Raw genomic sequence first — 6166 nt, 5'->3', positions numbered from 1 at the left:
GGTCGCCACCGACCTGACCAAGGACTTCCCCGGCGAGCACACCTACATCACCCCGGAACAGGCCGCCGCCGGACTGATCAAGAACATCGACAACCTCACCCCCGAGAACTCGGGCCGGTTCCAGCACTCGGACGGAACCTTCCTCCAGTGGTAGAGCGTCCTTCCGCACTGTACTGCAAGTAACTTCACAAACAGAAATGCCGAGCACAATGATCACCATTTACGGATATACGCCGGCCTTCGGCGTTCCGGACATCAGTCCCTACGTCACCAAGATCATCAACTACATGACGTTCACGGGTGTCGAGTTCGAGCACAAGACGCAGGACCTGGCGACCCTCGACCAGGACTCACCCCACGGCAAGCTCCCGTACATCGTCGACAGCGACGGAACCAAGGTCGGCGACTCCAACACAATCCTGGCCTACCTGAAGGACAAGTACGGCGACAAGCTCGACGCGGACCTGTCGGCCAAAGACCGGGCGTTGGCCCTGTCGTTCACTCGTTTGATCGAGGAGCATCTGTACTGGAGCGGCATCATCCAACCGCGTTACCGTGAAGATTCGGGATGGGAGACCTACATCCCCTGCGTCGTCGGCGGCGGTGAAGTGACCCCAGAGCTGAGGGCATTCTTGGACGCATTCCGTGTCCGGGTCGTCGACGGCTTCAATGGCCAGGGGATGGGACGACGGAGTGCTGAAGTGGTCGTCGACTTCTTCCGTGCAGATGTCGACGCTCTCTCGGATTTCCTCGGAGACAGCGAGTTCTTTCTGGGAAGCAAGCTGTGTTCCATCGACGCAACTGTGTACTCGATCATCCGGCACATCGCCGACCAACCACAGGAATGGCTGGGCGCCGGGTACGTGCAGACCAAACCGAACCTGATGGCGTACTTGGACCGCATCCGCAAGAAGTACGACATCTGACATTCCGTAATCKACTCTGTTGGAGCATCGTTCGATGATTGATCTCTACTACTACACAAGTCCCAACGTGCGAAAAGTGCTCATTGCGCTCGAAGAGCTTTCGCTCGAATACCGCATCATCTGGACCGACATCAAGGAAGGGGACCAGTTCGCGCCGGAGTATCTCGAGATCAATCCGAACGGCAAGGTCCCCGCAATCGTCGATCACGATGGTACCGGTGGCGAACCGATTGCGATCTTCGAGACAGGGGCGATTCTGCAGTATCTCGCCGAGAAGACCGGACGGTTGCTGCCCACCGATCCCCGGGGCCGTCAGGAGGCGCTCTGCTGGCTGTTCTGGCAGGTGGCCAACCACGGACCGATGGCAGGGCAAGCCGCTCACTTCGTCTCGCATGCACCCAAGCAGGGCATCGACAACCCCTACGCGCGCAGTCGATACGTCGGTGAGGTCGCCCGCCTGTACAAGGTTCTCGACGAGCGGCTCCGGGATCGGGACTATCTTGCCGGCGAGTACTCGATTGCGGACATTTCGACCTACACCTGGACCAGAGTCGCTGGTGGGCACGGCATTACTGTCTCGGACTATCCGAATCTGAAGGCGTGGTCGGGTCGGATCGCGGCGCGTCCGGCCGCGAAGGTCAAGATCTCCGACCCTCGCGAGGAAGCGGCGCGAAAGAACGTCTACAACGCAGAGCAGTTCCAACGTCTGTTCCGACCCGAAGGATCCCCGGCATGAGCAACTCCCCAACCCTGGCGGCCGATCGGGCGCCCGGTCTAACCATCGATGGACAGATCGTGACAACCTCGGCCGTCAATGGGGTGATCAATCCCGCGACCGGTGAAGTCTTCGCTGAAGTCCCCGACGCCGGCGTCGAGCATCTCGACGCTGCCGTGGATGCCGCTCGGCGTGCGGCCCCCAGCTGGCGTGACTTGGGCATCGCGGCGCGACAGGAAATCGTCGTCAACGTTGTCGAGCTCATTCGCGCGAATATCGACGAACTCGCCATGCTGGTGACGCTGGAACAGGGAAAGCCGTTAGCCAAGGCGGCCGGCGAGATCGATTCCGGTCTTCGAGGTCTCAGTCGGTACGCGAGTGCCGACATCCCTGTCGAGATCTATCGCGACAACGACGACGAGTACATCGAGATTCATCGCGAGCCAGTTGGTGTAGTCGGTGCGATCACCGCCTGGAACTACCCTCTGTTATTGGCGCTATGGAAGATCGGCCCGGCGCTTGTCACCGGAAACACCATCATCCTCAAGCCGTCGCCACTGACCCCCGTAGCTACCCTCCGGCTCGGTGAACTCCTCCAACAGGCGCTCCCTGCGGGTGTTCTCCAGATACTGAGTGGCGGAGACGACCTGGGTCGGGCGATGACGGGCCATCCAGGGATCAACAAGATCACCTTCACCGGCTCGGAGCGGGCAGGAAAGTCGATCATGTCCGGCGCGGGCCCGACGTTGAAGAGGCTGACCCTCGAACTCGGCGGCAACGACGCCGGTATCGTCCTCGAAGACGTAGACGTCGCAGCCATGGCCGACGACCTCTATTGGGCGGCGATGTCCAACTGCGGTGCCGTCTGCGCCGGCCTCAAACGACTCTACGTCCCCGCCCACCTCACGTCCGCGATCGAGGAGGCACTTGCCGAGGTGGCCAAGACGATCGCCGTCGGCAACGGGCTCGACGAGGGGGTCGACATGGGACCAGTCCAGAACGCCGCCCAATTCGCCAAGGTGCGGGGTTACGTCGACGACGCGGCCCACCGCGGCGCCGACGTCTACTTCCGCGGCGAGGTCCCCGAGGGCCCCGGCTACTTCCACCCCGTCACGTTGGTGCGCGGAGTCGACGACACCACCCCCCTGGTACGCGAAGAACAGTTCGGACCGGTCCTGCCGATCCTGACCTACACCGATATCAATGATGTGATCGCCCGCGCAAACGACTCCGAACTTGGACTGGGGGCCTCGGTGTGGTCCACGGACGAGCAGCGCGCAGTGGAAGTAGCCAATCGCCTGGAAGCCGGAACCGCATGGGTTAATCAGCATCCAGTCCTGACATCGGATGTCCCATTCGGCGGAATCAAGCAGTCCGGGTTGGGTGTCGAACAGTCCATCCACGGGATCCTCGAATACACCAACTTCAGGGTGCTCCGGGTCAAGCGCTGACATGCACGAATGGAGCTGTCGGCACCTCGCAACATTCCAACAGACCAGCGCGTCCCACGAAGCGCCGGAGCCGACAGCTCCTCACACCCGTGCATGGGTTGGTCATACGCACGGACGCAGACACGCCGAGAAACAGGACGGACCATGAGGCAACAAGTCACCCCTTTACGTGCGAATACCGACAGGGTCGGACCACGGTTCACGTTCGTATTCATCACCGATCCGCTCGGCGAGCTGGCACCCGCCCACGACACCACAGTGGCGCTGATGGAGGCAGCTCAGGCACTGGGACATCGCGTCCTGGTGACTACCATCGCCGACCTGGGTGTAACCGCAGGACGGGCAACCGCGCACACCCGCGAGGTCACGCTGCAGCCTGCAGTGCTTGTCGACGGAAAGTGGGTGATGGGAAAGAATTGGTTCGTTGCGACTGAATCCGAACAGATCTTTCTCGACACCGTGGCAGCCGTATTCATGAGAACGGATCCACCCGTCAACGCCGACTACCTGCGGGCGACATACATCCTCGACCTGGTCGACCCTGCCCGAACGCTCGTGCTCAATTCACCCAGCGGTCTGCGGGACGCCAACGAGAAGCTATTCGCTCTTCGCTTTCCCGAGCTCGGGCCGCCGACGCTCATCTCCGCAGACCACAACGAGATCATCGACTCGGTCCAGTCGTGGGGTAGGGCAGTCCTCAAACCCACGGACGGCATGGCCGGACGCGGGATCATGTTGCTCAGTCCTGGCGACCCCAATCTGCACTCGATCCTCGACACCGCAACCGAGCGTGGAACCACGCACGTCGTTGTTCAGCAGTTCATCCCCGCGGTCACGGCAGGGGACCGACGCGTCATCGTTCTCGGTGGAAACCCAGTCGGCGCTGTCCGGCGGATTGCGGAGGGGGACGAATTCCGCTGCAACATGGCAACGGGCGCGAGCGTGGAGATCGACACAGTCACAGAGAATGATCGAAGGATCTGCAAGACCCTCGGCCCTGAGCTCGTCAAACGCGGGCTCCATTTTGTCGGAATCGACATCATCGGAGATTGGATCACCGAAGTGAATGTAACCAGCCCCACCGGAATTCGCGAAATAGATGCACTCAGCGGGACCCGTCTCGCAACGAGCACCATATCGTCGGTAGCGGCACTGTGCGCGAACGCAGAGGTCCGCTGATGATCACCCCAGATCGCACCGACCGCGTGGTCGTCGTCGGTGCAGACGCCGCCGGTATGAGCGCCGCGCACCAAGCGCTCCGCTCGGCACGCGCCGATGGTCGAACGATCGAGGTAGTCGTGTTGGAAAGAACCCGCGACACCTCCTACTCGGCATGCGGAATGCCCTATCTGATCTCGGGGACGGTAGCCACCGAAGACGAACTGATCGCACGCACGCCCGAACGCCACCGAGAAATGGGCGTAGACCTTCGTCTCGATGCGCTGGTGACCGACATCAACATCGAAACGCGCACCGTCACATACAAAAATAGCGCGGCCGTATCCGACACGGTCAACTTCGACAAACTCGTGCTCGCAACTGGAGCGCACCCCGTCATTCCGCCATGGGCGGTCGACGGCAACGGCGATCTGACACCGGGCATTCTCCCCGTGAAGAACCTCGACGACGCACGTCAATGGCTCAGTCTCGTGCTATCAGCGGAATCGCCGGACTCCGAATCCGAACCGACCACACGGCATGCTGTAGTCGTCGGAGCCGGGTACATCGGCGTCGAGATGGCGGAAGCTATGGTCGATCGAGGATTTGAGACCACGCTGATCACCCGCAGTTCGGTGATGAGTAACCTCGACGAGGACATGAGCGCACGCGTGCACAGCGCCCTCGTCGAAGGTGGCGTTCGTGTTGTCCCGGAGTGCACAGTCGAGAGCATCCACAGTGTTGACGGAAGAGTTCACTCCCTGACGGCGAGTAACGGTGAAACGTACCTCGCAGAAGTCGTTGTTCTCGGACTCGGTGTCCGGCCCGCCACTGAGCTGGGAGTCGCCGCCGGCATCTCAGTCGGAGAGTTTGGCGGATACCTGCCGGATGAGAACCAATCAGTTGCTGAAAACGTCTGGGCTGCCGGCGATTGCTGTGAGGTCATCGACAGGATCACCGGTACTCGTACGTTCGCTCCACTAGGTACACACGCGAACAAGCAAGGCAGAATCTGCGGATACAACGTCGTCGGCGGCAAACAACAGTTTGCCGGCGTGTTATCGACAGCCATAACCAGATTCACCAATCCAAACGTGCACGTGGAGGTCGGACGGGCCGGGCTCTCTACCGACGCGGCAACTGATGCCGGATTCAGCCCCGAATCGCTCGTCACAGTCGGGGGAACCGCCAGCGGATACATGCCGGAGCGGTCACCCATCGCCACCAAGATCATCGCAGACCGGACGAGTAGACGGCTCCTGGGTGTACAGATCGTCGGAGGCCAGAACTCTGCCAAACGCATCGACACTGCGGCCGCAGCGCTATGGGGACAGATGACTGTCGACGACCTCGCCGCCATGGATCTGTCGTACGCGCCCCCATTCGCAACGGTGTGGGAAGCCGTTCAACTCGCTGCAAGAAGATTGGCAGACAGACTCTAGAGCAACCCCAATCCTAGACCTGACCGGACCGCAGCATGTCCCCGTCGTCGGCGCGCTCCGCTGTGAGATCGGGGGCGCGCATCGCGATGCGCCAAAAGCGTTCTCGTGGCGTCGCGCGTCCCTTCACGGAACCTCGGCAATACGCCTGCGGAGCACACCAAGCATATGAGAAACGAACTCGTGCTCCGTAGTTGACGTGACATTGTCAAACTTGACCCGACCTGTTGCGCTCGCCGCTGAGGGCTTCGACAGAGTCACACTGAAATGCAACTCTTCTCGATTAGCCTGGATTTTTCGTGCGGGAGCGCGGACCGGGGTGTGCAGATAAGCGAAAGTGCCTGTCCTGCACGGCATAATGGGACTTCTCTAGGGTTCCATAATGCTGACGGGAAGGCACTTCGCAGGTGAAGAGTATCGCAGCGGGTTCACGGGTGAAAGTCTCCGCCGACGGACGGGGCGTGGTGTCGCATGCCG

5 protein-coding genes are annotated in these 6166 nt (G+C 61.2%); all 5 read left to right on the top strand.

The genetic code is table 11. The features are described from left to right. The first annotated feature begins 209 nt into the window (after positions 1 to 209). The 5 genes from isoI to AC1DWT_RS48990 all read left to right on the top strand — a co-directional run bounded on the left by isoI (position 210) and on the right by AC1DWT_RS48990 (position 5692). Complete coding sequence (isoI, locus tag AC1DWT_RS49010) at positions 210 to 926, top strand: iIsoprene-epoxide--glutathione S-transferase (RefSeq protein ID WP_477926044.1); 717 nt, start codon at positions 210 to 212, stop codon at positions 924 to 926. A gap of 34 nt (positions 927 to 960) precedes the next feature. Then, complete coding sequence (locus AC1DWT_RS49005; protein ID WP_477926043.1) at positions 961 to 1662, top strand: glutathione S-transferase family protein; 702 nt, start codon at positions 961 to 963, stop codon at positions 1660 to 1662. Further along, entirely contained in the window at positions 1659 to 3092 is a 1434-nt protein-coding gene (tadD, locus tag AC1DWT_RS49000; RefSeq protein WP_477926042.1) for a non-phosphorylative glyceraldehyde 3-phosphate dehydrogenase TadD, read from the top strand. Before AC1DWT_RS49005 ends, tadD begins: the two co-directional genes overlap by 4 nt. Before the next feature lie 144 nt (positions 3093 to 3236). Further along, positions 3237 to 4271 carry a glutathione synthase gene (gene gshB / locus AC1DWT_RS48995; protein WP_477926041.1) on the top strand — a complete coding sequence of 345 codons (1035 nt, stop codon included), beginning with the start codon at positions 3237 to 3239 and terminating at the stop codon, positions 4269 to 4271. After that, on the top strand, positions 4271 to 5692 hold the full coding sequence (locus tag AC1DWT_RS48990; RefSeq protein WP_477926040.1) for an FAD-dependent oxidoreductase: 1422 nt from the start codon (positions 4271 to 4273) through the stop codon (positions 5690 to 5692). The genes gshB and AC1DWT_RS48990 overlap by 1 nt, the downstream gene beginning before the upstream one ends. Positions 5693 to 6166: the final 474 nt, after the last annotated feature.

This window comes from Rhodococcus sp. P4_B6, assembly GCF_056402215.1.
The sequence above is the reverse complement of the archived record's forward strand: the minus strand, read 5'-3'. Positions and strand labels throughout refer to the sequence as shown.